General features: G+C 49.0%; 20 protein-coding genes, 1 pseudogene and 1 riboswitch. Of the genes and pseudogenes, 6 read left to right on the top strand and 15 right to left on the bottom strand.

Features of this window, described 5'->3' with window-relative positions; genetic code table 11:
• Positions 1-229 precede the first annotated feature (229 nt).
• From ACFVU8_RS06520 to ACFVU8_RS06540, 5 genes are all read right to left on the bottom strand, one after another.
• Positions 230-868: an HD domain-containing protein gene (locus ACFVU8_RS06520; RefSeq protein WP_387426386.1), complete on the bottom strand. Its 639-nt coding sequence runs from the start codon at positions 866-868 to the stop codon at positions 230-232.
• Between the two features lie 263 nt (positions 869-1,131).
• Positions 1,132-3,090 (bottom strand): ABC1 kinase family protein, encoded by a 1,959-nt coding sequence (locus tag ACFVU8_RS06525; protein WP_387426387.1) that lies wholly within the window; start codon positions 3,088-3,090, stop codon positions 1,132-1,134.
• Positions 3,091-3,265: 175 nt separating this feature from the next.
• Complete coding sequence (locus ACFVU8_RS06530) at positions 3,266-3,427, bottom strand: hypothetical protein (protein WP_387426388.1); 162 nt, start codon at positions 3,425-3,427, stop codon at positions 3,266-3,268.
• 56 nt (positions 3,428-3,483) lie between these two features.
• Positions 3,484-4,818: a voltage-gated chloride channel family protein gene (locus ACFVU8_RS06535; RefSeq protein WP_387426390.1), complete on the bottom strand. Its 1,335-nt coding sequence runs from the start codon at positions 4,816-4,818 to the stop codon at positions 3,484-3,486.
• A gap of 64 nt (positions 4,819-4,882) precedes the next feature.
• Positions 4,883-4,946: riboswitch (Fluoride riboswitch) on the bottom strand.
• Between the two features lie 64 nt (positions 4,947-5,010).
• Positions 5,011-6,156 (bottom strand): MGDG synthase family glycosyltransferase, encoded by a 1,146-nt coding sequence (locus tag ACFVU8_RS06540; RefSeq protein ID WP_387426392.1) that lies wholly within the window; start codon positions 6,154-6,156, stop codon positions 5,011-5,013.
• A gap of 210 nt (positions 6,157-6,366) precedes the next feature.
• Here ACFVU8_RS06540 and ACFVU8_RS06545 point away from each other — a divergent pair, with 210 nt between their 5' ends.
• The gene (locus ACFVU8_RS06545) at positions 6,367-7,758 is read left to right on the top strand and encodes a hypothetical protein (protein ID WP_387426394.1); all 1,392 of its coding nucleotides are present in this window, start codon (positions 6,367-6,369) and stop codon (positions 7,756-7,758) included.
• Here ACFVU8_RS06545 and ACFVU8_RS06550 read toward each other — a convergent pair whose 3' ends face one another.
• Complete coding sequence (locus ACFVU8_RS06550; RefSeq protein WP_387426395.1) at positions 7,759-8,439, bottom strand: succinylglutamate desuccinylase/aspartoacylase family protein; 681 nt, start codon at positions 8,437-8,439, stop codon at positions 7,759-7,761.
• Positions 8,440-8,818: 379 nt separating this feature from the next.
• Between ACFVU8_RS06550 and ACFVU8_RS06555 the strand changes: the two are divergent.
• Positions 8,819-9,247, top strand: a pseudogene (locus ACFVU8_RS06555) (C40 family peptidase); the annotation flags it as partial.
• A 207-nt stretch (positions 9,248-9,454) separates the two neighbouring features.
• On the opposite strand, the gene ACFVU8_RS06560 reads toward ACFVU8_RS06555, so the two are convergent.
• The 3 genes from ACFVU8_RS06560 to melA all read right to left on the bottom strand — a co-directional run bounded on the left by ACFVU8_RS06560 (position 9,455) and on the right by melA (position 12,949).
• On the bottom strand, positions 9,455-10,846 hold the full coding sequence (locus ACFVU8_RS06560; protein ID WP_387426396.1) for a sensor histidine kinase: 1,392 nt from the start codon (positions 10,844-10,846) through the stop codon (positions 9,455-9,457).
• Positions 10,843-11,544 (bottom strand): response regulator transcription factor, encoded by a 702-nt coding sequence (locus tag ACFVU8_RS06565; RefSeq protein WP_379465958.1) that lies wholly within the window; start codon positions 11,542-11,544, stop codon positions 10,843-10,845. The genes ACFVU8_RS06560 and ACFVU8_RS06565 overlap by 4 nt, the downstream gene beginning before the upstream one ends.
• A gap of 106 nt (positions 11,545-11,650) precedes the next feature.
• A complete protein-coding gene (melA, locus tag ACFVU8_RS06570; protein ID WP_379465959.1) occupies positions 11,651-12,949 on the bottom strand; it encodes an alpha-glucosidase/alpha-galactosidase in 1,299 nt (432 codons plus the stop codon).
• Positions 12,950-13,206: 257 nt separating this feature from the next.
• On the opposite strand from melA, the gene ACFVU8_RS06575 reads away from it, so the two are divergent.
• The 3 genes from ACFVU8_RS06575 to ACFVU8_RS06585 all read left to right on the top strand — a co-directional run bounded on the left by ACFVU8_RS06575 (position 13,207) and on the right by ACFVU8_RS06585 (position 15,346).
• Positions 13,207-14,076 (top strand): helix-turn-helix transcriptional regulator, encoded by an 870-nt coding sequence (locus tag ACFVU8_RS06575; protein WP_387426397.1) that lies wholly within the window; start codon positions 13,207-13,209, stop codon positions 14,074-14,076.
• A gap of 92 nt (positions 14,077-14,168) precedes the next feature.
• Entirely contained in the window at positions 14,169-14,534 is a 366-nt protein-coding gene (locus ACFVU8_RS06580) for a hypothetical protein (protein WP_379465961.1), read from the top strand.
• 41 nt (positions 14,535-14,575) lie between these two features.
• Positions 14,576-15,346 (top strand): GNAT family N-acetyltransferase, encoded by a 771-nt coding sequence (locus tag ACFVU8_RS06585; protein WP_387426399.1) that lies wholly within the window; start codon positions 14,576-14,578, stop codon positions 15,344-15,346.
• Positions 15,347-15,469: 123 nt separating this feature from the next.
• Here ACFVU8_RS06585 and ACFVU8_RS06590 read toward each other — a convergent pair whose 3' ends face one another.
• The 5 genes from ACFVU8_RS06590 to ACFVU8_RS06610 all read right to left on the bottom strand — a co-directional run bounded on the left by ACFVU8_RS06590 (position 15,470) and on the right by ACFVU8_RS06610 (position 22,934).
• Positions 15,470-17,668, bottom strand: coding sequence for a DEAD/DEAH box helicase (locus ACFVU8_RS06590; RefSeq protein ID WP_387426400.1), 2,199 nt, complete (start codon positions 17,666-17,668; stop codon positions 15,470-15,472).
• Positions 17,665-18,984, bottom strand: a complete 1,320-nt coding sequence (locus ACFVU8_RS06595) for an ATP-binding protein (RefSeq protein ID WP_379465964.1) — start codon at positions 18,982-18,984, stop codon at positions 17,665-17,667. Before ACFVU8_RS06595 ends, ACFVU8_RS06590 begins: the two co-directional genes overlap by 4 nt.
• A gap of 8 nt (positions 18,985-18,992) precedes the next feature.
• Complete coding sequence (locus ACFVU8_RS06600; RefSeq protein WP_387426402.1) at positions 18,993-20,756, bottom strand: TerB N-terminal domain-containing protein; 1,764 nt, start codon at positions 20,754-20,756, stop codon at positions 18,993-18,995.
• 122 nt (positions 20,757-20,878) lie between these two features.
• Positions 20,879-22,081, bottom strand: coding sequence for an MFS transporter (locus ACFVU8_RS06605; RefSeq protein WP_379466372.1), 1,203 nt, complete (start codon positions 22,079-22,081; stop codon positions 20,879-20,881).
• 91 nt (positions 22,082-22,172) lie between these two features.
• Positions 22,173-22,934: a DUF1836 domain-containing protein gene (locus ACFVU8_RS06610; RefSeq protein ID WP_379465966.1), complete on the bottom strand. Its 762-nt coding sequence runs from the start codon at positions 22,932-22,934 to the stop codon at positions 22,173-22,175.
• 145 nt (positions 22,935-23,079) lie between these two features.
• On the opposite strand from ACFVU8_RS06610, the gene ACFVU8_RS06615 reads away from it, so the two are divergent.
• Positions 23,080-24,396, top strand: a complete 1,317-nt coding sequence (locus tag ACFVU8_RS06615; RefSeq protein WP_379465967.1) for a hemolysin family protein — start codon at positions 23,080-23,082, stop codon at positions 24,394-24,396.
• Positions 24,397-24,484: 88 nt separating this feature from the next.
• On the opposite strand, the gene ACFVU8_RS06620 is transcribed toward ACFVU8_RS06615, so the two are convergent.
• Positions 24,485-24,997, bottom strand: coding sequence for a GNAT family N-acetyltransferase (locus tag ACFVU8_RS06620; RefSeq protein ID WP_379465968.1), 513 nt, complete (start codon positions 24,995-24,997; stop codon positions 24,485-24,487).
• Positions 24,998-25,047 lie beyond the last annotated feature (50 nt).

Consider the following 25,047-nt stretch of genomic DNA (forward strand, 5'->3'; position numbering starts at 1 on the left):
GCTTTTGATTTGTGCTTTTGATTTGTGCTTAGGTTTGTGCTTAGGTTTGTGCTTTTGATTTGTGCTTTTGATTTGTACTTTAGGTTTGTGCTTAATATGGAATTGTTACTTTATAACCAGTTACTTAGCTACTAAACTCAAACGATGAAATAATATCTCAGAAGAATGCAACTGAACAAGGGGTGCCTCGCCCAGCCATATTACCGGCTGAGGAGACACCCCTGTTGTGTTATTCCTGCCAAGGCGAATGCAGCACACAATCGCAGAAGTTCGTCGGCTTGAAGCCGGGTAACAGCAAGCCGCACACATCGGCCTTAATATTGCCGAAGGTCGTTTCCGGCTTATGTTTGAACCCTTCCAAGAAGGCCGGCAGAATCCGATTTTTGAAGTTGTTACGCGGATAGGCTATCGTCACCTGATTCCGAACTTCCTCTGTCAGTGCCTCAAAGTTCTCGCCCATCACATCATAACCAACCCCAGAATAAATTAAAGCTACTTCCGACTCCTTGTACTGAGCCACCCCAATGGTGGTATGCAGCGCAATCGCATCCCAGACGAGCCGACTGGATTCGTCTGGAACCCCATTCTGCTGCAGGTAGCTGCGAGCGGCATTCGCACCATCCACCTCAAAACGCTTGTCCGGACTGCTATAATGCTTGGTCAGCCCCAAATCGTGGAATAGTGCGCTGATATAGAGCAGCTCAGGGTCGTATTTCATGTTCGCTTGCTTCCCTTGCAAGGCGCCGAACAGGTACACCCGGTGCGAGTGATTCCAGAGTAGCTCATCCCCGTGCTCACGCAGCAGTTCTGCGGCGCCGAGCGCCAGCTTGCTATCGGGGATTTTAATATCTGCAATAGTTGTATACATGATTGAATTCCTCCTAGTAGTTAAGAATAATTAGCTACGAGTTCATTGTATTCCCTCACAATTAATTCATCAATGTTATTGATTCTATGATTATGATGAATTTTGTCTATGATATTTCCAAAGAAAAAAAGAACTCCCTAACATTGCGATCACAGTTTCGCAACATCATGAGTTCCCTTTTAGTCATTCTTGATTTCTATATTTCTTTATCTCCTAAATTCCTTATCCCCTTAACTTCTAAATCCCTAAAAGCCTAATTCCTACTACTCCTGCACCTGCTTCAAATTCCGCACTGTATGGATCGCAACCCGAATCAACAATACCGCGCTGATCAAAACACCGGTGTATCCGAAAATCTCCACAAGGCTAATCTTCGTCCCCTCGCTGTGACTACCCAAGCTCAGCAGACCCACGGAAATCCCCCCTAACGCTGTCCCGACAAAAGCAAGCAGCGCTTGCGAGATCCACTTGGTCACGAATGCCGTATTGGTTTTATCCGAGAAAAATCCAACCTTAAAGGAAATATCGCCTTTCTCCAGCATCGCCCCCAGTTGATCAATCCTCCGAGGCAGTCGGCGAATGACGGGAAGCATCTCCAGCAATTCATTCGTTACCGTCTCTTTCAAATCTGTAGAATCACTGACCGGAAGAAATTCAGCGGACTGCTCTCTGGCAAAGCGTCTTGCTTCCTCCATCAGGTTAAAAGCAGGATTTAATTGCATCATGGTACCCTCAAGCGTAATCAGCGAGCGAAAAGCTCCTGCTACATTAGGATAGAATGTAAATCCAAACTTCCCAATCATGCTAAACAACCCTTGAATAAAAGCATCTGAACTTCCAGCGACATTATAAGCCGTCTGAACCAACAACTGGCTGAGCGCTTGCTCCAAGCCTGTCTGATCAATATCCTGCTTTGGCTCGACAAGCTGCAACAGTGCATCCATGATAATATAAGCGCTCCGCTGCTCGAATCCAATTAGCAATCGTTTCAGCGCATCCAGTTGTAGCGTTCCCAGCCGTCCAACGGAACCGAAATCCAGCAAAGCTGGGGTTCCATTATTCAGAATATAGACATTGCCAGGATGAGGGTCGGCATGGAAAATCCCTTTAACAAAAATTTGTTCCAGCATAGAGTCAAAAATTCGCCGTTGGACCTCCACCCGATCGATGCCGCGTTCATCCAGAATGGCTGTACCACTCTTAACACTGACACCCTCCATATATTCCATGACGAGGATCTTTGCATTGCTAAACTCACGATAGACGTATGGAATCTTCACCTTGGAGGGACTATCCTGCAATGAAGCTTTAACTTGAGCAAAGTTACGGGCCTCAATGCGAAAATCCGTCTCTTCCTTCATCGCTACAGCGAATCCCTTCGCCAAATCAAGAAAGCCGATATTTCTGGCCCAAGCAGATTTCTTAGAAATCCAGGCCGCAAAGCGCACTAAGATGTCCAAATCACGATCTAGCTTAGCAACAATGTCGGGACGAAGCAGCTTGACGACCACATTTTGCCCCTTCTCACGCAGAGTTGCACGATGAACCTGTCCGATTGAAGCCGCAGCAAGCGGTTCTATCTCGAATTGTTGAAAGATTTCCTCTTGCGGCTGATTCAGCTCTTTAGCCAAAATCTCTTCTACCTGTGAAGTCGTCAAACGAGCTACGTTTTCTTGCAGATGCGACAGCTCCTCAATGATTGCCGGAGGCAGAAGATCAGAGCGCGTTGATAATACCTGACCGAATTTAATGAAAAATCCACCGCAATTCTCCAGCGTTTTACGGAGGGATATAGCGAGTTTTTGATCGTTAGCCGGTGAACGCTTGATCGCCAGATTTTTGCCGACACCGTACCGAAGTGCGATCATCAGCACCTGAATGTATCTGCGTTGTCTGCGCCACCAGGCAGATAGCCTCCGGAACGGATTTTTCGTGTCAGCAAGCCGTTCACCCCGTTCACCAAGCGGGATCGGATCGAACATTTCGAACAAGAGATAGAAGAGCAGCGAGACAATGACCATGCTGAGCAGCCACAGCCAACCGTCGGTATCAAAATGATCGAGGCTGCGTCCGCGCAAATAGCCGTACCAATACACCGAAGACGTCACAATCACGCTGAATAGCGAAGCCATTACCTGCTTCATAAAGCTGATGTTCGTGCCAATTAATCGTCCGATAATAAAGGACATAATAACCGCTAACAAAATATACTGCGAATACATTAATTCACTCCTCTAAGTAAAGGCTCGTCCTATATTATACAATATTTTGGAACAAACATTGATCCAAGCAGACAGAAGCTTTCTAGAAAACCCTCTCTCACAATTCCCCTGTTCGAAGTTCAGCCATACCCATAAACAAAAATAAACCCCCGCTACTTAAGCAGGGGCTTGCAAGTTATTTTCCGCCTGTAAAAGGATTGATCTCATTCGTAAGATCTCTCCCTTCCTTCTTCTCTTCAGCGGATATACGTTTTCCAACAGCAACAAAAGACCAGGCTAATGGACCAACAAATGCAATGATAACACCAATCACTAAAAGAACACTCATGATTATCATCACCGTCCTCTTCACGATTATAACATTTTTTACCTTATTATAAAATTAATTGAAGACTAATCTTCATCCCGCTTCTCGAGCTTCACCTTACCCAATTCTTTAACCGAAGCAAGAGTAGTCCCTTGCGGTATTGAGATTAGATGACTCTTCGAGATCCCAATCAGCTGTGAGGTATAAATACCCGTATGACCAGAGAAGAGATAGCTTACGACACAGGCCATAAACATATAGATGGCTCCGCCAGATCCAAACAACTCAATCCCCATCAGGAAGCAAGCGATCGGTGTATTCGTCGCACCGCAGAACACTGCGATAAAGCCGAGAGAAGCCAGAAAAGGACCATACATGTGCAGCAGCCCAGCCAAAGTATGGCCAAGAGTCGCGCCAATGGCGAACAGCGGCGTTACCTCTCCCCCCTGAAAACCCGTACCCAGAGTAAGCGAGGTGAAGATCAGTTTCCAGAGAAATGCGAATGGAGAGACTTCTCCTTGAAAAGAATCCGCGATTAGCGGGAGGCCAAGACCCAGATATTCCCTAGTCCCGACGAGGTACACCAAGGTAATAATAATGAACCCGCCCAGCGCACTTTTTACCATCGGATTCTTGATCAACATTGTAAAGTGCACTTTCAAAAAATGAGTAAGTTGACTGAAAAGCATACCGACCAGCCCGAAGATCACGGATGCCATCAGCACCTTTAGCACAACCAGGAAGTCCAGTGCAGGAAACTCACTGACGGCATAATGAATATGATGCACCTTCCACAGCTTCGTGGCGACCAGATCACCAACAAAACTGGCTGCAAAGCAAGGCAGGAGCGCCTGGTGGCTGATCAATCCAAGCGCAATCACTTCAAGCCCAAACAATGTTCCAGCCAGCGGTGTGCCAAAAATAGAACCAAAGCCCCCGCTGATCCCGCACATTAACAGGATTTTACGATCCAGCGGGCTGATCCGAATCCATCTGCCGAAGCTGTCGGCGAGACTGCCTCCCATCTGTACCGCAGTCCCCTCTCGCCCGGCAGAACCGCCGAACAGATGGGTGACGAGCGTTCCGAACAGCACAAGCGGCGCCATACGCAGTGGAATCGGCGCTTCTCCGCCCTGAATATTTTCTATGATCAGATTATTGCCCTTGATACTATCCTTACCATATCGATAATATAAATAGCTGACCAGCGCACCCCCAAGCGGAAGTAAAAATAGCAGCCATGAATGCTCCATGCGCAGCGTCGTAACATAATCCAGACTTTTTAGGAACAATGCCGAGGCTGTCCCGGTTAAAATACCGATGCAGCTCCCGAGAATGATCCATTTTACAACAGTGGTCCAGATAGCCAAGTGGCTCCTCTCTCCCGCATAAGCCCTCCATCGTTCTCGCCAATCGTTCATCGTGTCCATACTCCCATGCCCCAGATTTATCCGATAACAAAACAGACTCCTACCAGCCAAAACCTCACTGGTAGGAGTCATTAGTCTGCAAGAGACGGTTAATGGCGAACTCCATCGCCCGATTCATCTACACCCATATTAATTAAGAATATCCTGGAAGTCAAACGATAAATGTGTATTGTAATCTCAGCATTAGTGAGGCTCACTAACCATCTGTCTATCATAAGCCGTTTCCAATGCATCCAGCACTTCTGAGACGATGACTTGGGAGGATTCCTTGCGAGAGAGGGCATGCATAGACAGTTCAACTTCTTCATGACCGTTCTTAATCTGAAGCTGATGGAGATAATCGGCCAGTTGCTTCTCGTTATACGCGGTATAGATCGCTTTTTGCCCAGACAGACTGCGGGCGTTGCCCTTCTCCTGTCCCGGTAAAGGGCGGTAGACGATCACCGGCAAGGACTGGGAAAAGGCCTCAGTCAAAGTGATTGCTCCTGCTTTGGTCAAGAGCCCGGACGAGAGTGACATCAGCTCATGAATCTGATCGGTGTACCCCTGAATATGCACCCGATCATTCCACTGATGGCGACGTTCGAGATTCAGACGCAGCTTATGGTTATTTCCGCACAGTACGATCACGTCGAACTCGGATTGCTCCAAAATGGTTCGGATAATCCGCTGGACATTACCCAAAACACCGTAAGCTCCTGCAGAGAGAAGAATATAACGTCTGCTTGCGTTTAACCCGTGCTTGCGAAGCAGCTCTGTTCGATCCGGAATCTTCTGGAACGCTTCACGAATCGGGATGCCGCTGACTGTGATCGCCTGTGGAGGTACTCCTGATGCCAAAAGGGCTTCTTTTACACTATCCGAAGGTGCAAAGTATTTCCAAGTCGAAGGATGAATCCACCGCCCATGCAGAACATAATCTGTCAACACGGTAAATATCGGCACTTGCATACCGACTTTCTCACTAAGCTCGGAGGCAGCCAAATAAGGAAACGTATGAATAATAACATCTGGTTTCAGACGCTTCAGAACTTCTTCGACCTTACGCTTCCCCATGGAATGTAAAAAACGGCTGAGCGGCTGGCCCGGCTTCATTCGACTTGTCATATCGTACAGCATGCCGTACAGACCGGGAGCGTAAGCCGTGCTTTTCAAATAAAAGGTACGAGAAACTGCATTCAGAAAAGGGTGAACTTCCGCAAACAAATCAACAATATACACCTGCTCTACCCCGCGCGCCATAAAAGACTGCTGCAGCGCTTGCGCTGTCTTGGCATGACCATCGCCAAAAGCGGAGGATACGATGAGGACAACCGGATTTATTTTCATAAGAAGTCTCCTTTTTGGTATAGGCTCCTCTCCACTGTAAACCTTAATCATAAACGGACTATAAATACCGTATGTAAAATGTCAGAATATTAACCATTCCTTAGGGAAGTCACTGTATAGTAGGAGAAAACTGGAGAAGGAACTGATCTAATGAAGCCAAAAGCTATCCATATCTTATATTGTGTACTAATTATAGGATTAATCTTGGTAATGATACCCAAATATTCGTATAATGATCCGGATACTTTTTGGCATATCGAAGTGGGGCGTTATATGATTGAGCACGGTCAGGTGCTGCATCACGCTATACATACATTTTACGGGGATAAACTGCCTTATGTACCGCATGAATTCGGATTCCAGCTACTCGTTGCGCCGCTATATCAAGCGTTCGGCTGGCCGGGGATATACATATTGACTGCTGTGTGTCTATTGTTACTTATTCTAGGGTTGCTACGGTTAGGACGGGTTTCACGCAAAGAGCTGGATCTATCAGAGAACCATCCACTGCTGTTGCCCTTTGTGCTGCTGATCAGTTGCTGGATTTATTATAATTACTTCAAAGGCCGGCCACAAATGATCTCCGCGTTTATGATTGTGTGGTTTTTTGTTTACATGCGTGAATTTCAGATGGTTGCCAAAAAACGATACGCAGCCGCGATGATCCTCCTGTCCTGTGCTATCGCCAACTTTCACGCGGGCGTGTGGCTCGTCATCGCTGTGTTCACGGGAATGACGTTCCTGGAAGCACTGATTGCCAAAACATGGACCAGACGCCATATCATCGTTTATGTGCTTACCTGGCTTGCTGGTCTAGCCAACCCTGGTGGGCTAAAAAGCCTGCTGTTCATCCTGGCCGTCACCCAGAAGAACTTCAATCTGCTGATTAACGAATGGCAGCCGCTTCAATTTAACAAGCTATTGAATCTTCCGATTCTGCTGCTCCTGCTATTTTTCGCCGCTACATTGCCTTTTGCCTTGCAACGTAAGCCGTTCCGGTTCTTTATGATGCTCGGAATATTGTATCTGGGTGTGTCCAACTTCAAACAAAATTTGTTCATGTGGCTATTCATTCCATACTTTGCCGCCGTGTTCTTCGAGGCGCTTCCGAAGGTATCCCGTTTCCGCAAGTTCGCGTATGTGCCCGCACGAAAAACGATTCTGCTCTGCTTAACGCTGGGCCTGGCAATCAATACCGCCTACATCTTTCTCGTTCCGCCCGTGGTAGATGCCAAAAGCTATCCCGTCGATGAGATGACCTATATTCTTGACAAAACTCCGGACGGTGTGCGCCCACGGGTATTCTCCCGCTACGGCTCATCCGGTTACGTGATGTTCCGTGGCGGGGATATCCTCTGTGACGGAAGACAGGACCCTTTTATCACCAAAGAATCTATAGGTGCCTTGGGCTGGACGGCCTTTGAACGCTCCATGTACGGGTTCTCCGAATATTTGCCGGAGATTGTCAAAGCCGATCATCCCGATTATGTCATTGTCCATGACGGCGTGTCCCGCAAGCTTTACAATGAGTGGGTTAAGGACTTCGGAGAGCCCGTGTATAAGGGAAGATACGGGAGTGTATTTTCTTTTTTAGACAAGTAATCAAGACATTAACCCCGCGTAACGCAGGAATCGATTGATGATATCCATTTGATAATGCACCCGGTCAGTATGATTTAGACTCCAGCAGGTCTCTACGGTCACTGCCTTCGCACCAAACAACCGGGAGGCCGCCATCCTTGAAGTGCCGGACCGGGAGCGCAGACGAATGTTGAAACGCAGGGATTCTACTCCTATAGTCCCGTTGATGCCTTTAAGAACACGGCGGACAGCAGGCACTGCCGGATTCCCCGGGCTGACGACCAGGCTTTGACCCAGCACATGCTTGCTCCGCTGGGACAACCCATTGGCTTCGTGAAGATCCAAATACCAGGATGGGCGGTAGCTGCGCATCAACCGGCACAAAGATGAAGCCAGTGGATGGCTCGCTGCTTCATTTTTCTGCATAGGGAATGTGCGGTTAAGGTCAGGCATTCCACGAATCCGCTTACGGTATGCTTGTTTATTCAGAATCGGCACGATAATCAAGGTCCCTCGCTGAATACCCCTACTTCCATGACAAAGCTGATCCACTATCCGCTGTGCTGCTTTCATGCTGGCCGTTTCATTTCCGTGTATCCCCGCGACAATCATAAAGACCGGTCCCCGCTGGCTTCCTCTGATAACATGATAAGGCGTGTTATAGGCTGAACCCGGTGCTAAACTATGTTTTTTCACGATCACCGTTTCCCACCTCCTGATGATTTCGCCCCGCTGTGATGCAGGAATAACACTATATTTTTATGCTTGTTTCTTTGCAGGGGGTTGGACAAAACAGCAAAAAGACCCCACCGCCGCAGCTATGAAGTCCCCAAGTCTCCATTCTATAAGTATGTCAATAAGAAAAAGATGTGAAATTTCTCAGCGTACTCTAATAAACTCTCCACATCGGTTGGCACAAGCGAGATCCAAGGTTGCATGGTAAGTTATGGTTATTTTATCTATGCTATGGTGTTCTCAGGGTAATCAGCCCGCACAAAACCATAGGAGGTAATGTATGAGTATCCATAACAAACAACGTATCCGCAAGCTTTGTGTCGGTGTCAGCTTAGGGCTTGCCCTGATGACTTCAGGTGTTGCTATCTTAGACGGTTCCAGTACAGCCTATGCCGCATCGAGTCAGACTTCTTCTTCTGTAGCAGATAGCATCATTGCAACCGGGTTAAAATTCCAGGGAACTCCTTATAAATTTGGAGCTAAGACAGGAAATACAAGTTCCTTCGACTGCTCGTCCTTCACTCAATACGTATTCAAGCAGAACGGCGTTACCCTTCCACGTACATCAACCCAGCAATCTACTGCGGGCACTTATGTATCAAGAAGTCAGCTGCAACCGGGTGATCTCGTCTTCTTCTACTCCCCTATTCACCATGTAGCTATTTATATGGGCGACGGCAAGATACTGCATACCTACGGCAAAGCCGGTGTCACCGTCACGAATCTGAATTCCGGCTGGTGGGATTCGCATTACACAACAGCGCGTCGTGTTCTGCCATCAAGCGGACAATCTGTCTCCCATTCAGCGATGGATAACAGCAATAACGACGATAACAGCAGTAGCAGCAGTAATAGCAATAACGGCGATAATGCGTCACAAGATCTTTTTGGATACTTTAATTTTGAAAAATAGACCACTATAATACTACAGCCACATCCGATAACTCTGGATGTGGCTTTGCCGCGGCTCGTCTATAGGAGATTAACATCTGGTCTCTCCCGAATCTTTTGCCGGATGTGGAGTTGATGTTACAGGCAGCCTGACACTTACAGTTGTTCCCTCGCCCTCCACGCTTTCAATCCAGATTAAGCCGTCATGCTCCTGCACAATAGATTTGGCAATCGGAAGACCCAGACCGGTCCCTCCCGTCTTGCGGTGCCGTGAATTGTCCACGCGATAGAACCGCTCGAAGACGTGTTTGATCTCGTGCTGCGGAATTCCGATTCCTTGATCCTTCACAGCAACCGTAACTTCTCCATCTTTTTCGGAAATAAAAATATCTACCACTTGAGAACTGTATTTCTGCGCATTGTCCACCAAGATAATCAGCAGCTGCTCAATTTTATTGCGGTCTGCTTCAATATCCTTCGCCTCGGGACTGGCATGTAGCCGAATTGTACGCTCGTTAATCAAATGGAAGCGGGCAATCACCTGCTGGCAGACCTCCACCATATTCACTGGCTCCAGATTCAACTTTGTGCTTTGCTGCGAAGAGGCCAGCATAAGCAGCTGCCGGGTCATCTTACGCATACGCTTAGTTTCCTCATAGATCGACTGAATCGCCTCTTCCTGCACCGCCTGATCCTCGTTCCCCCATCGCTTCAGCATATTGGCATAACCCTCAATAATCGTCAACATCGTATTCAGTTCATGAGAGGCATCAGATACAAATTGCTGCTGCTTCCAAAAGCTTTCTTCCAATCGTCCAATCATTCGGTTGAAGGTCTCTGTCAGATCATAAAGCTCATCACGAGCGGAACCTTGTAGAGGAATGGTGTTAAAGGTCAGGCTCTCTTCATTCTTCCGCATCGTCTGGATGCTTTTAGTGATGGGCTTCAAAATGGTTCGGGACACCAGCTTACCTGCTGCCAGACATAAGAGGACAGCGATCAATGACGATATGCTAAGGATGGTTAGAAGATTTTGAATGCTTGCCTTCAGACCATCCAGCTTCGCAGCGATCTCATAACCGCTGGTCACTTTATTCTCTACCATGACCGGAATATGTACGACCATAACTAACTCATTTTCCCGCTCCAGAAGGAGCCACTTCCGGTGCCTGGCATACTTGAAGGAAATACCGCTCAAATTCATATCTTTTCCATGCGTTATTTCATAGACTTTATTGTTAAGGAAATCGGATATACGTATATAGGTACTTTGTGTCAGGGAACTTCGGAGCAGGAGCTCCTGTTCTGCCTCCGGGAGGGCAGCAGCCTTGTTCACAATCGGCTCCCATTTACTCAGGATCAGCTCATTTGCGTTGCGGGTAGCATTCGTGATGTATAGGCAGTATACAGTGATATCGACAAACAGGAGAATACCAATGAGGACCAAGGAAGTGAGAAGATTAATTCGGGTACCGATCTTCAATCGTCTTCCTCCCGAATGCTGTATCCTATACCCCGGCTGGTCTTGATAAGCTTCTTCTTGTGGCCCTTGTCGATCTTCTGCCGCAAGTAACGGATGTACACATCCACTACATTCGTGTCTCCCACAAACTCAAAATCCCAGACATCCTTGATGATCTGCTCCCTGCTCAAGACGTGATTCTTGTGTTCGATCATATACACAAGCAAGTCGAACTCCTTGGGCGTTAGCTCAATCCGTTGCTCTCCTCTAGTGACATCTCTGGTCTGTTTATTGATAGTCAAATTGTCTGCTTCGATAACAGGACTCTCTTCTCCCTGTGGCTGAGGATTCACGGCAGGCGTGCGAATATGCGCCCTAATTCTTGCCAGCAGTTCTTCAATCTCAAAAGGTTTCGTAATATAGTCATTGGCTCCCTGATCCAATCCAGATACAATATCAGGCGTCGTATTTCGAGCAGTAACAAGAATAACTGGTGTAGTCTCATCCGCTTTGCGCAATCTGCGCAGGACTTCCACTCCATTCAGGCCTGGCATCATGATGTCCAGAATGATGATATCCCAAGACTGCCCGAGCGCCAGCTCCAGACCTTCTCTTCCATCATGGGCAATCTCAACCTCATAACCTTCATGGGATAGCTCGAGCTGAAGCAGCCTAGATATCCGTTCCTCGTCATCAATCACCAGGACTGATTTACTCATGACAATACCTCCTTCTCATGGAATACGAATGCAGTATACAAAAAGGACAGGATATTTCCCTTCTGGGAATAGTATCCTGTCCTTCTTCCATTCTTATTCCTGAATATTAGTTGTACTGCGGCAACCAATCTCCATGGGCTTCGATCAGATCATCACACATCGCGATGATATCATCCATCGACAGCTCCGCAGATGTATGTGGGTCCAGCATAGCCGCGTGATAAATATGCTCCTTCTTGCGTGTGATCGCTGCTTCAATCGTCAGCAATTGGGTATTGATATTGGTACGGTTCAGGGCTGCGCATTGTGGCGGAAGATCGCCTACAAATGTTGGAGTAATACCGCTCGCATCAACCAGACATGGCACCTCAACACAGGCTTCTTTAGGCAAGTTGGTAATTAGGCCAGTATTCATGACGTTGCCGCCGATTTTGAACGGCACATTCGTCTCAATAGCCTCCATGATGTAAGATGCATATTCAGCGGAGCGTTCATGCTGAAGCCCCGGGTTATTGACCAGATCTTCACGCATATTTTTCCAGTTTCCAATCTGCTCCACGCACCGGCGCGGATACTCGTCCAGTGGAATCTGGAAGCGCTCGATCAGCTCAGGATAGTTACGTTTGATAAAGTAAGGGTGATACTCTGCATTGTGCTCGGAAGATTCGGTGATATAGTAACCGAATTTCAGCATCATCTCATAACGGACCATGTCATGGTGATGCTCCTTCTGCTTCTCTGCCGCCCGGCGTTTAATTTCCGGGTACAGATCCTCACCATCCTTGGTCACTTCCAATAACCAAGCCATATGGTTGATACCGGCAATCTTGCCCTGAACACCCTTATGATCCATGCCAAGATCCCTGAACAAATCCTGAACGCAGTGCTGCACGCTGTGACACAGGCCAACCGTCTTAACGCCTCCGTACGTACTCATGACATTCGTCAGCACTGCCATTGGGTTCGTATAGTTCATGAACAGGGCATCCGGACAGACTTCCCGGATATCTGCAGCGAAATCCAGCATGACAGGAATCGTGCGGAGATTGCGGAAAATTCCGCCGATGCCGACTGTGTCTGCAATGGTCTGGCGAAGACCATATTTCTTCGGAATTTCGAAATCAGTAATTGTGCACGGATCGTAACCACCGACCTGAATCGCATTAATTACATATTTGGCACCGCGCAGTGCTTCTTTGCGGTCAGTGTAGGCTTTGACTAGACAAGTCGATCCATGGGAAGATTTAATATTATTCAGCATGTTCTCCGAATCAGCAAGACGAACCGGATCAATATCAAACAAGGCCAGCTCAAAACCTTGCAGGGCAGGTGTTCTCATGCAGTCACCCAGTACGTTCTTGGCAAACACGGTGCTGCCTGCACCGATAAATGTAATTTTGGACATGTGAAATCCTCCTTCGAATGTATACACTGAAGACTGCATTAATTATAAATCCTGTTGCATCACAAGGAGTAATCCGCCTTAAAATGCACTAACAGCAGGCATTCAGCGTCGCTCTTTTCAATATCCACTATAAATTAGCACGCTTCGATTGAATATGGAGAAATACAAGAGACATATGGATTTTTGTTGCATGGATCTAAATTTGCTATAATGGTCTCCGGTTCTATTTTCAATTGTCCAGGAGGCGGCTTTACGTTATGAGTCCAGAACATTCATCTTATACATCCGGCTTTAACCTGATACCGGACGAACCAGATTTGACCGTATTATTCAGCGGTGAAGCTTCACCGGTCCCCGGTCATAAGGTCGGTCCGTCTGTCCACGACTATTATCTGATTCATACGGTCTTTGATGGAGAAGGCACCTTTCAGAGCGGAAGCGGGAAGATTCATCCCTGCAGTTCAGGAGATACCTTTATTATCTTTCCAGGCGCTTTGTTCTGCTATCAGGCCGACACGCTCAAGCCATGGTCTTATGCATGGGTCGGTCTTAGGGGCGATGCTGTCCCGGCACTGCTCAGCAGAGTCGGTATCACGAAAGAGCAGCCAGTCATTCACTCCGAACATTTGTCGGAACTAAGAGTTCTGTATGAGAAGACCCGGCTTTCCTTTCAACAATCGCCGTATCCGCAATTGGAAAGTCTGGAGGCTTCCGGTTGGCTGCGTCTCCTCCTTCATCAGTTTGGTTATGACAATCGCAGTACTCTCTCTGTTCCGTCTCAAGCGATGCCCAGCATCATCGACCGGCAGATCGATCAGGCCATACGCTGGATTACCTTTGAGTATCATCAGCAGGTCAACATTGATCATATGGCCTCCTCCCTTGGCTATCACCGGGCTCACTTGTCCAAAGCCTTCAAGGTCAGAACAGGGATGTCTCCTAAGCAATATTTGATGAAAGTACGTATGAACAAGGCCGAAGAATTGCTTCGCGGACATCTGGCAATTGATCAAGTGGCTTCTTCTGTTGGCTTTAATGATGCACTGTATTTCTCCAAGCAATTCCGCAAATGGAGCGGGATGTCGCCAAGTGAATACCGGTTGGAAAAACGCAATGAGGGAGGCTAAAAAAACAGAATGAGAATTTTCAGTAGCTTTCTGAAAAAAAGAAGCATAAAATTAAAGATAAATTTCAAAATACTGCTGAGGAGGAAATAGACATGAAAAAAATATTTTTGGTACTTGTAACAGCGCTGCTTATAATTACGGTGGTTGGCTGTTCCTCGGCAACAAAAAAACAATACGTAGGCAGCCCCGACTGGACTTCCAGATTTATTGTATGGGACGGCAAGCTGTATTCCTTTGATCTCAAGACAACTGCAGAGATTGAAAAAGAACTCGGAACAGTGGAGGAGATCTCTAATGAAAAGTCGCACAAATTCACTTCGGATGTCTTTTCCAATCACTTTGAAGTAGGAACAAAGGTGTACAAAGTCAGAAATGTTGAGACCGATGTTGCTATTGCTGCGGAACTAGATGGCTTTTTCTATGAAGGGAAATATGCCGGGGATTATGTCAAGAAGTAACTATACAGGCAGCCATATATGAAGAGGGGAGCCTGACAACAATGGACCAGAGGGATACTATTCTAAAGTATTTGCGTGAGCAGCCGCTCAAGAACATCACCTTGCTCAAAATGGTGACGTATTTCAGCCATGTGATGAACTGCCACTACGTGGAGTGTCCGGAGGGACGGGGAGTCCTGCTGTTGTTGCCAGCCGAAGCCTATGCTTACGATCATCGAACATACCCGGAAGCTGAGCTTATTGTATTCATGGAATACAGCAGTCCCGCAGTGTTCCCCCATCTTCTTGCCTTGGTGCCAAAAGACGCCAAACTTGTGTTCAAGCTTCAGGACGAGGCTTACTACGCAGTATTGTCCAAGCATTTTTCATTGACCAAAGCCCGGGGATATATCACGTACACTACTCCTGCCAATCTGCATATGTTACCCGCACAGGAGACTGTCCAGTTAGAACTGCTGGATAACCGCCTCTTGCCGTTATGGGAGGGAAATCACTACAGCCTGGAGGAAATACAAGAGTATTTCCGAAGTGGTGCATTCTCTGTATCTATTTTTGAGGGAGAGACACCGCTAAGCACTTGTCTAGCCTTCCGTAATGAAGACCAAGTGTGGGAGATCGGTGCGGTCTATACAGTGGAATCAGCGAGAGGCAAGGGATTAGCGAAGAAGGTCGTGCAAACAGCACTCTTCTATCTTCACCGGGACGGACGAATCCCGCGATATCATGTGCTTGAAACCAACCATACCTCTATCCGGCTTGCCGAGTCGCTCGGACTAGTGCCCTGCATCACCTTGGTACACTGGACCAACTAATCTTCGTACTATTCTTTCCGGCCACTTGTACAAAACTTAGTCATACATAAACAGGAGCAGTCCCATGCTGGGACTACTCCTGTTTTCCTTGCATTTATCCCGGTCAAATTCTCACCAGTAAATTTATCGCGGCCGCCGCCACTGCTTCAGGACCTCAAGCAGACCTGGGAGATCCAGACCATCCAGCGAAAATGCTTTGCGCAGCAGATCATGTGGGATGAACTCGTCGTACTTACCCAGATACGGAGCCTCGTCCGGGGCTAACAGTCCGAGCGGGTCTGCTGTAGCGGCGCTTTCAGCAAGGATTTCTGCTTCCAAGGTTTCGGCATCCGTCTTTCCGGCAACCACCATGTAATAAGGCTCCATTGGCACTATGGAACGAAGGTTAAGCTTGCCTTTTAGGTTGTTCTTCAACAGTCGTTCAAGGGTACGGAACTGCCGGCTGCCGGCCCATGGCAGGATGAACATCGAATCCCCGCCAGCCGGGAGCACCGAGCGCTCCAGCAGGCCGCTTTCCTTGGCCAGACGGCGTGCTCGTTCCAGTCTGGCTGCCGCACTAGGTGCCAAATATGGATACAGCGCCGTATCCCCCAGCACCTCCCGGATCTTGGTCATGATCCGGGTATGCACATCACCGCCGGCACCGAGCCAGAGCGTGTCCACCTTGCCGCGTGAAGTTTTGACATACACCGCTTTGTGCCGATTGTCTACCTCCTCTACCTTCCACAGTTTTCCAGCGAGTGTGAAGCAGTACCCCGGCGGCGGCACCGTCGTAATGGAGCCGATCTCTTCCGTTCCGTTATAGACGACATGCTCTTCATCATCCTTGAATACTGCGTAGAAACGGAAGTTGTTGACGATTTTCTCACCAGCCAGCCCAATCAGCAGGCTGCCCTCTTCCATCTTTTCGATCTGCCCCATACCCAGCAAGTAGGTTAGAAAGTCATCATAATCCTCCGGAGCAACCTCCCTGAAGGATGGCAGACTCAGCACCGCTTCCTTTAGGTCATCCGGCTCAGCCTCACCCATGCTCTTCAAAATGCTCATCGTCTGATGATATAACAGCCCTACCGGCAGCTTCCGCACCGCCAGCGGCTCCACCCATTTCTCCCGCACGTACAGCTCGATTACAGCGATGGCCCGCAGCAGGCTCCAGGGCATACGGGCGGGCAGCTGTGCCTCTTCGTCCTCTTCTTCAGGCGTGACGAATATCATCTCGGAGGCGGCGTCGCCCCGCCGACCGGAACGCCCCAGCCGCTGCACAAAGCTCGCGCAGCTGTAAGGCGCACCGAGCTGGATTACCCGCTCCAGCTCGCCCAGGTCAATACCAAGCTCCAGGGTCAAGGTTGCGGCGGCCACCGCCGGGCCCGGACCCTGTCTGAGCGCTGCTTCGGTCTCCTCCCGAAGCAGCGCTGAAATACTGCCATGGTGAACGTGAAAAACATCCCGTTCCCCCCGCTTCGCGGCGATCCGCCGCATCTCCAGAATCGCCGATTCAGCATCGGTACGGCTGTTGGTGAAGATCAGCGCTTTCTTCAGATGGGTGTAGTCGTAGATGTAATCAAAATACGACTGCCGAGCCAGCTCAAGCTGCTCGGCCCCCTTCTCGTCCCTGGCGTCCGGGAACGAGAAATGCTCGACGCTTAGGCGGAGCTTCCGCCCGCCCTGCGGCGCCGAGATCTCGACCGGCTGGCGGGTTCCCGCCGCCAGCCACTTCGTCACGGACTCGTAGTCGCTGAGCGTCGCCGAGAGTCCGATCCTCCGCGGCGAACAGCCTGCCATGCGCGAAATTCGCGCCAGCTGGCTGAGGACCTGGATGCCGCGATCGCCGCCCATAAACGCATGCACTTCATCAATAACGATGAAGCGCAGATCATTGAACAAGGCCGGAATAGCATTCGGCCGGTTCATCAGTAGCCCTTCCAGCGATTCGGGGGTAATCTGGAGCACACCGGACGGCTTTTGCATCAGCTTCGTCTTCTCAGCCTGGGGAACGTCTCCATGCCAATGCCACACCGGGATGCCGCCCTCACGCAGCAGGTCGTTCAACCTTGTAAATTGATCGTTGATCAACGCTTTGAGCGGCGCGATATATAAAATCCCAACAGAATCTGAGGGACGCTCGTACAACTCGGTCAGTGCCGGAAAGAAAGCCGCCTCCGTTTTGCCCGATGCTGTACCAGAAGCAATCAGCAAATGATTCGGCGTTTCGAACAGTACCCGGCAGGCGTCAACCTGAGCTTCGCGCAGAGTCTCCCAACGATTTTTATATATAAATTCCTTAATAAATGGAGCCAGCCGATAAAAAGGGTTCTCGCTCATAGCTCAAACTCCGCTAATAACGAATCCATCTCGCTTTGCTCGGTCTCGTCACCCTTAGCCTTCGTTTCACCCACCAGCTTCTCAAAGGACAGCTCCGGATGCTGGTGCAGCGAATGCAGCAGATCCATGAAGTCACGTACGATCTCCCGTGGTGTCAACAGCTCGTCCGCACCTAGTCTGCCGACGGCTTCCTCCATGAAGTGTACAAGTTGCTCCCGGCTCAGCGTCGACTCATATCCGTAATGCAGGGCATGAATATCGCGCAGCCGCTCCAGCAGAACAAGGATCTCTTCCGGTGAAAGCATCTCCAGACCGATGATCGGCCCAGTAAAGGTGTTCAGCCCTGTTGCGGCATACCGCCCAGCCACGAGCCGGGAACGCAGAGCCTCATAGCTGAACAAACCCCGCCGGCCGTCCTCAACGAATTGTGGGGTCCCGCCAAGGAAAATCCCCAGATGCTCCGCCTTCCCCTGCATCGTATCATTGAACATCGTGAGCAGCTTCTCATAATTGCTCTGCCGTGAAATACTATTCGTAATCTTGTACAAGTTGACACCCTCGTCAATAAAGAGAAGCAGCCCCTTGTACCCGATAGCCGCTGTGAATTCCGCCCACAGCTTCATGTAGTCGTACCAGTTGTCGTCGTCAATGATGACACCAACACCGAGCGCTTTTCTTGCTTCGGTCTTTGTAGCGAATTCACCGCGCAGCCAGCGGAGTGCGTCCTGCTTCAGATCATCATCGGCCAGCTTATGGCCATTCCAGTAGGAAGCTAGTATCTTGGCAAAATCAAAGCCGTGGACCAGCCCCCTCATCTCGGAAGCCACAGCATAAATCTGCTTCTCCACAGCTTCGCCAAGACCGGCATGCTCAGGGCCGTAGCCCTGTTCCCGCATCACAGTCTGCTGAAGCGAGAGAATCCACTTCTGCAGCACAATCTCCAGCGCGCCACCATCCGGCCGGGTGCGGGTCGATAAATGGCTCATCAGCTCACGATAGGTAGCCAAACCCTGTCCTTTTGTTCCGACCAGGCGCCGTTCCGGGGAGAGGTCAGCATCTGCTACAACAAAATCCCGATCCATCGCGTAATTGCGGATCATTTGCAGTAAAAAGCTTTTGCCGCTACCAAACTTGCCCGTGATCAGCTTGAAGGCGGCACCGCCTTCAGCAATGTTATCCATATCACGCAGGATCGCTTCGATCTCCGGCCTGCGGCCAACGGCAATATGCTCCAGCCCGATCCGTGGCACAACCCCTGCGGTCAGAGAGTTGACGAGTGCCGTCGTCATCCGTTTCGGTATTTTCAGCTCATTCATCCAGTGATTCACCTCTTCAAATATGAAAGCATAGGCACATACTCAGCCATAACCTCTTCTCCATCGATCAGTAGATCGCCAAGCATGTCCATCGCGATATCGTTAATTTCGTCCATTAGCAGTTCAGCCATTGTTCCATTCGCCGCGGCCAGCTTTTGCACCTCGTTCCAACCATCGTCACCGGCCAAGGCCAGCGCTGCATTCCGCTGGAGAGGTGTTAATGCCGCAGCAAAAGACACCCATTCCGAATCATCGGCTGTCTCTTCAAGTCGCAAGGTTCCCTCTTCCGGGGCAGCCTTACTTACAGGATTTATTATGTGATCGGGTGCAGTAAAACCAGCAGTGACCGAAGCTTCATGATCGTTCCCGGTCTTATCACTCAGATCATTGCTCTCGTATTCATGTAACTTAGCACTCTGGTCATAACCCTCGTCCACATTCGCCTTAACGATCTTCGACCCGTCATTAATCTTCTCGCTGCCTTCCAGAACTTTCTTGTGGGCATCTACTACCCCCGGCTCAGACCAGTCTACAGCCTCTACCTCTTCAGTATACCCCAAATCCTGGACGGTGAGCAGAGTGCGCACAACGTCAGAGTCTGCCTGAAGCCGTTCCAGCTTCTCTGCGTCAATGACAACTGCGGGTCCCATTTCTTCCTGCTGGGCTCTATGAAACTCCCGCTGAAGGTACTGGGAGACCAACTCTTCCATGTCAGCATCCAGCTTCACACCCTTCAACCTGCCCCGGAAGCCCATCAGCTCACGCAGTTTGTTCTCAGTTAACCGGAACAGACGTGTTACAAGACTACGCAGCGGAAGAGACTTGCTGATCCGAACCACCGGAACGAGCACGGAGTAACCGTACAGTGAAATATCATATACCGCACTGCGGAACAGATAGCGTTCTCTTAGCACTGGCGCCCCAGGGGGGAACATTTCCACCAGCGACTGTCCATGCTTGCGCATCACATAGGCATCGATTAATGATACAACCTTGGGGATATATAATTCAGCAGCTTCCTGGCCTTCGCCGGTGAAGAACTTGGACTTGCTGATGTCATAGTCTGACATGAAGGTAAGCACAGCAAAGCTCAACTGTTCCCTGGCCGAAGAGAGACAGCGCATTAGTTCCAGTTCGGCAAGGTCTCCTGCCAGTCCCCGGGAACGGGCTACAATCAGCGACAGTGGAATCTCCAGTTTATGTACGAAGGAAAAATCAGCAATCCAGCCACCCATATACTGATCCAGTCGCTTGAACTTATCCCGATACGCTTCCCATATTCGGCATAACTGCGCATATCCATCTTGCGGATCATCCCAGCCAACACCATTAATCAATTCATACACATGCAGAAAGACATAAGATAAATCCGTAGCCGGATATCTTCCCTCACGGACTTCACCGCGCCAGAAGAAATACCATTTGCTCTGTGCCCCCGTCATATGACCATAATTCGGCCAATAGCTCTTGAACGGCACGAAGAGTGCCGCGTCTCCCTTAACCTCTGCAAGTTGCCTTGCCCGCTGCACGAATTCACTCTCTGTCGTGGTCACTGGCTCCTCAGTTTCTGCATCCCAAAGCTGCAGTTGTTCGGCAGTCTCCGGCAATTTCTGTTTTTTCTCCTTCGAGGCAGAGCGCTGCGGCTTCGTCACGGCAGATCGTTCCGGTACAGAGGCCGCTGCCGCTGAGGCATCCCGTGGTGGAATAGCTATATTCTGCTCCGTGCTTTCCCATACCCATTCCGAGAAATGCGGCTTCTTTCCGTTGCTCATATGATCTCCTCCCTCCTCTTGCCTTGGCTAATATTAGAAAAAACGGCCCTGTTCACTATCGTGAAAGAACCGTCTCCATGCGTACTCAAGGTCTTCTTGCAATGCGCTTAGCGCATCCTGCTTTAATCCAGCTCTATTCCTTTGGTTTCTTTACCTAGCAACAACACCGCAACAGCACCTACGATGATGGTTGCGAAGAACAGCATAAAGATAGAGCTGATCTCCACGGATCGTGCTACCAGCATCCCGACCAGCAGCGGGGCGATAATCCCCCCGATCCGTCCAAAGGAAGTTGCTAAACCTGCTCCTGTCGAACGAATAGACGTTGGATACAGCTCCGGCGTGTAAGCATACATGCCGCCCCAAGCGCCAAGGTTAAAGAATGATAGGCAAATACCCGCTGCCATCAACATTCCTTCCGTAGTAGCATTGCCGAACCAGGCAGCACTGACTGCCGTAAACAGCAGATAAATCACCAGTACGAACTTACGGCCGAATTTCTCAATAAAGTAAGCGGCAGTGAAATAGCCAGGCAATTGAGCCAAGGTCATGATCAGGACATACTCGAAGCTTTTGACCAGACTAAAGCCCTTAAGCACCATAACAGTAGGCAGCCACAGGAACATACCGTAATAAGAGAAGACGACTGTAAACCATAAGATCCAGAGCATGATCGTCGAACGACGATATTCCGAGGACCAGACTGTAGCGATACGGTTCTTCAGAGAGACCGGAGCTTTCTTGATTTCTGCAAAGCGCGGAGAGTCATCAATCGCCCGGCGAAGATAAAGAGCATAGAGCGCCGGAACGGCCCCAATTGCAAAGGCTACACGCCAACCGTAATCAGGAATTACGAAGAAGGCAATCAGTGCAGAAAGAATCCAGCCTAGTGCCCAGAAGCTCTCCAGCAGCACTACGGCACGGCCTCTCTCCTTAGCTGGCATACTCTCCGATACCAAAGTAGAGGCTACCGGCAGCTCCCCGCCAAGCCCAAATCCGGCAACGAACCGGAGAACACACAGGATAGTAAATCCGGTGGCAAAAGCGGACAGTCCGCTCGCCGCAGAGAAAATCAACAATGTCCACAAAAGCACCGATTTACGTCCAAAGCGGTCCGCCAAAATTCCCGCTGCCGCTGCTCCGACAGCCATTCCAATAGAGTTAATACTAGTTAATAATCCAATCTGCTCCGGCCCGAGCTTCCATTCCTTAGCCAATGCCGCAACGACAAAAGAAATCATCCCCACGTCCATCGCGTCGAACATCCAGCTTAGCCCCGCGCTGAACAGTAGCTTTCGTTGCTTCGGATTCCGCAGCAGCGTCATTTGATTCACGTTCAAGTCCCCACTTTCTAAGCCTCTCGACTGTTAAATCTTACCCTGATTATTGCTCATACACATTTTAGAATCGAAGTGTTCAAAAATCAAGGAATAACACCGCATTAAAATACTGTTTGGCCAGCGATTGGAAGTAACAGGTCTGTACAGAAATAGCGGCTACCAGCAGCGCATTCTGCACCATTTCCCGCTGGGCCTTGCTTAGATGATTCAACCGGGTCAGGATGCCTTCTGTTGCTCTGGCGAGCGAGCTGTCCTTCCAGGTATTCTTATGCAGGTCGCGTCCACCGATTCTTTGGGTATGCAGTACAGGGTTACTCTTGATCTCTTCAAAAAGACCGGCATAGGAAGAGTACATCTGCGCAGGCTCAATGAGATCATCATCATCGCGCTCCGGCTTCAGAAATAGCAGCTGAAAAAGCTGACGAATACTCTCAAAATCAAGTGCCGACTTCAAATCATCTATCATAAACAGCAGCGCTGCCTGGTTAAATGAATACTTCTTCCCTGCTTGTGGAGAACCCAAATATTCCTTGAAGTCGCGCTTCACCCAGTTCTGCATCGCTGTAACCGAAAGGTTCGAATACTCAACCAGATGACCCAGTGCTGCGATCTCACCAAGAGATAAGCCCTTAACGGCCCCTCCTTTGATGATCTTATGCAGGATAGGCGGAATGTCGGTAGACAAAAAGGCCGGCAGCGTCGTGCCGGTCCGGACCTCATCATGATGAAATTTAGTCCAGGCTTCCTGCAGGATATTCAGCGGTTTCTGCGATGAAACACCGGTGAGCGAGAGCAGAAGACAGGACATTTCGATACGGGTCAATGTGAATGACTCCATGTCAGTATCCCTCCTTGTTTCCCTTCAGAAATAATGTAAATCACTTACATTTGATATTTCAGCGAAAAGTTCGTAAAATTGGTTCATAAGAACTCATAATATGAGTATAACCTATTTAAGGAACGAAAGGGATGGTAAAGATTATATGGGTATAGGACTTAGTTTGACGTTGGTGGCTATTTTGATTATTTTCACCGCTTTTTTTGTAGCAACGGAATTTGCAATGGTAAGACTGAGAGGCAGCCAGATCAGCCAAATGGTGATTGAGGGACGCAAGAATGCTCTCGCCGTACAAAAGGTCGCTGCCAATCTTGACGGATATTTGTCCGCCTGTCAGCTCGGGATTACAATCACCGCACTGGGTATCGGGGCACTCGCAGAACCTGCTTTTGAGCATCTGCTGTTCCCAATATTCCACTGGCTCGGTCTCAGTGAGAGTGTGAGTAAACCGCTTGCCTTTGCACTCGCCTTCTTGGTGGCGACATTCCTGCACGTCGTTGTCGGCGAACTTGCGCCAAAGACTGCTGCTATTAATGTTCCGGAGAAAATTGCACAAATTACAGCCCCACTGATTATTTGGTTCTACAGAATTTTGTACCCGTTGATTTGGCTCATGAACGGTTCCGCTAATCTTTTGGTCCGTTTGTTCGGTATGAAGCCGGCCAGCGAACATGGCGACGCCCATTCGGAGGAAGAGATTCGTCTTATCCTCTCGGAGAGCTACGAAAGTGGCAAGATCAACAAAGCAGAATACGGTTATGTTAACCGGATCTTCGCTTTTGACGAAATGTTAGCCCGTGAGATCATGGTTCCCCGGACAGATATGGTGTGCTTGTTCACCAATCATTCTCTGCTGGAGAATTTGGATATTATCCGTAAGGAACAGTATACCCGTTTTCCTGTGGCGGAAGGCAATAAGGATAATATTATCGGTATGATCAATACGAAGCAGCTTTTCTTACAGTATGATAATAATCCTGACTTTGACTTTAAGGGTCTCATTCAGCCAGTGCTGACTGTGTCCGAAGTCACTCCGGTCAAGACGCTTCTGACTCGTATGCAGGTCGAACGTGTGCATATTGCGCTTCTGCTTGATGAATACGGCGGTACTTCCGGACTTATCACGATCGAGGATATTCTTGAGGAGATTGTCGGGGAGATTCGCGATGAATTCGACGGTGACGAACGCAAGAATGTGGAAAAGCTGTCTGACAATGACTATCTGTTCGACGGTAAGGTCTCTCTCCTGGAAGTAAAAGAGATTACGGGTATCGACTTCGGTTATGAAGAAGTAACTACCATTGGAGGCTGGCTCTACAGTCACTTGAACGATCCCGCTGTTGGTAAAAGTGTGGCATTAGAACATGCGACCCTGATTGTACGGGAGATGAACAAACACCGGATTCGTAAGGTGGAGATCATCATTGAGACACCATCGTCTGAGGAACAAGAGTCATTATAATTTATGTAATTAACTATTGATGATATAAAAAGGGTTGGGCAGATCATTCTTCTGCTCAACCCTTTTCCAATTAATTGTTATTATTAATTCACACATTTATTAAAAGCTTGCTCATATAATATTCATCCACCCATTGCCCGTCCACTTTAAGCGATTTCAGCTTGGTTCCCTCAATGGAATAACCGCTCTTTTGATACAACGCCACCGCTTTGTCATTATGGGTCATTACAGTCAGCTCCAGTCGGACAATCCCGTTCTCCACAGCCCAAGAGTCCACTTCCCGGAATAATCCGCCCCCAATGCCGAGGCCCTGATACTGCCGGAGAATACCGATGACAATATAGGCACTATGCCTGTTCCGCCGGACATTCCCTCCTCGCACGGATAGATAGCCAACCAAATTACCCTCTGCTTCAGCCCCGATCAGCACCGAGGTATCTGAAGACGCCACACTCGTGAGCATGTCCATCAGCTGTTCTACCGTGGTCCTTCGTTCGTCTGGCTCAAGCAGCATAAATGAAGATTCCTCATCCAGACGGTGTTGCAGGTTTAGCAGTTCTTCGGCATCGCCGGGATGTAGCACTCTAAGTGTAATCATCATTTTTACTCCTCCTTGAAAATGACGAATGGGTATTACCTATATATTTACAA

Source organism: Paenibacillus sp. NPDC058177 (assembly GCF_042883835.1).
GTDB lineage: Bacteria > Bacillota > Bacilli > Paenibacillales > Paenibacillaceae > Paenibacillus_AQ > Paenibacillus_AQ agri.

Coding starts and splice junctions, on each gene's coding strand:
- ACFVU8_RS06540 (WP_387426392.1), bottom strand. CDS start 6,156: ATGAAAATAAATCCGGTTGTCCTCATCGTATCCTCCGCTTTTGGCGAT.
- ACFVU8_RS06525 (WP_387426387.1), bottom strand. CDS start 3,090: ATGTATTCGCAGTATATTTTGTTAGCGGTTATTATGTCCTTTATTATC.
- ACFVU8_RS06545 (WP_387426394.1), top strand. CDS start 6,367: ATGATACCCAAATATTCGTATAATGATCCGGATACTTTTTGGCATATC.
- ACFVU8_RS06615 (WP_379465967.1), top strand. CDS start 23,080: ATGGGTATAGGACTTAGTTTGACGTTGGTGGCTATTTTGATTATTTTC.
- ACFVU8_RS06580 (WP_379465961.1), top strand. CDS start 14,169: ATGAAAAAAATATTTTTGGTACTTGTAACAGCGCTGCTTATAATTACG.
- ACFVU8_RS06605 (WP_379466372.1), bottom strand. CDS start 22,081: ATGACGCTGCTGCGGAATCCGAAGCAACGAAAGCTACTGTTCAGCGCG.
- ACFVU8_RS06590 (WP_387426400.1), bottom strand. CDS start 17,668: ATGAGCGAGAACCCTTTTTATCGGCTGGCTCCATTTATTAAGGAATTT.
- ACFVU8_RS06595 (WP_379465964.1), bottom strand. CDS start 18,984: ATGAATGAGCTGAAAATACCGAAACGGATGACGACGGCACTCGTCAAC.
- ACFVU8_RS06520 (WP_387426386.1), bottom strand. CDS start 868: ATGTATACAACTATTGCAGATATTAAAATCCCCGATAGCAAGCTGGCG.
- ACFVU8_RS06565 (WP_379465958.1), bottom strand. CDS start 11,544: ATGAGTAAATCAGTCCTGGTGATTGATGACGAGGAACGGATATCTAGG.
- ACFVU8_RS06575 (WP_387426397.1), top strand. CDS start 13,207: ATGAGTCCAGAACATTCATCTTATACATCCGGCTTTAACCTGATACCG.
- melA (WP_379465959.1), bottom strand. CDS start 12,949: ATGTCCAAAATTACATTTATCGGTGCAGGCAGCACCGTGTTTGCCAAG.
- ACFVU8_RS06610 (WP_379465966.1), bottom strand. CDS start 22,934: ATGGAGTCATTCACATTGACCCGTATCGAAATGTCCTGTCTTCTGCTC.
- ACFVU8_RS06600 (WP_387426402.1), bottom strand. CDS start 20,756: ATGAGCAACGGAAAGAAGCCGCATTTCTCGGAATGGGTATGGGAAAGC.
- ACFVU8_RS06530 (WP_387426388.1), bottom strand. CDS start 3,427: ATGATAATCATGAGTGTTCTTTTAGTGATTGGTGTTATCATTGCATTT.
- ACFVU8_RS06620 (WP_379465968.1), bottom strand. CDS start 24,997: ATGATGATTACACTTAGAGTGCTACATCCCGGCGATGCCGAAGAACTG.
- ACFVU8_RS06535 (WP_387426390.1), bottom strand. CDS start 4,818: ATGAACGATTGGCGAGAACGATGGAGGGCTTATGCGGGAGAGAGGAGC.
- ACFVU8_RS06585 (WP_387426399.1), top strand. CDS start 14,576: ATGGACCAGAGGGATACTATTCTAAAGTATTTGCGTGAGCAGCCGCTC.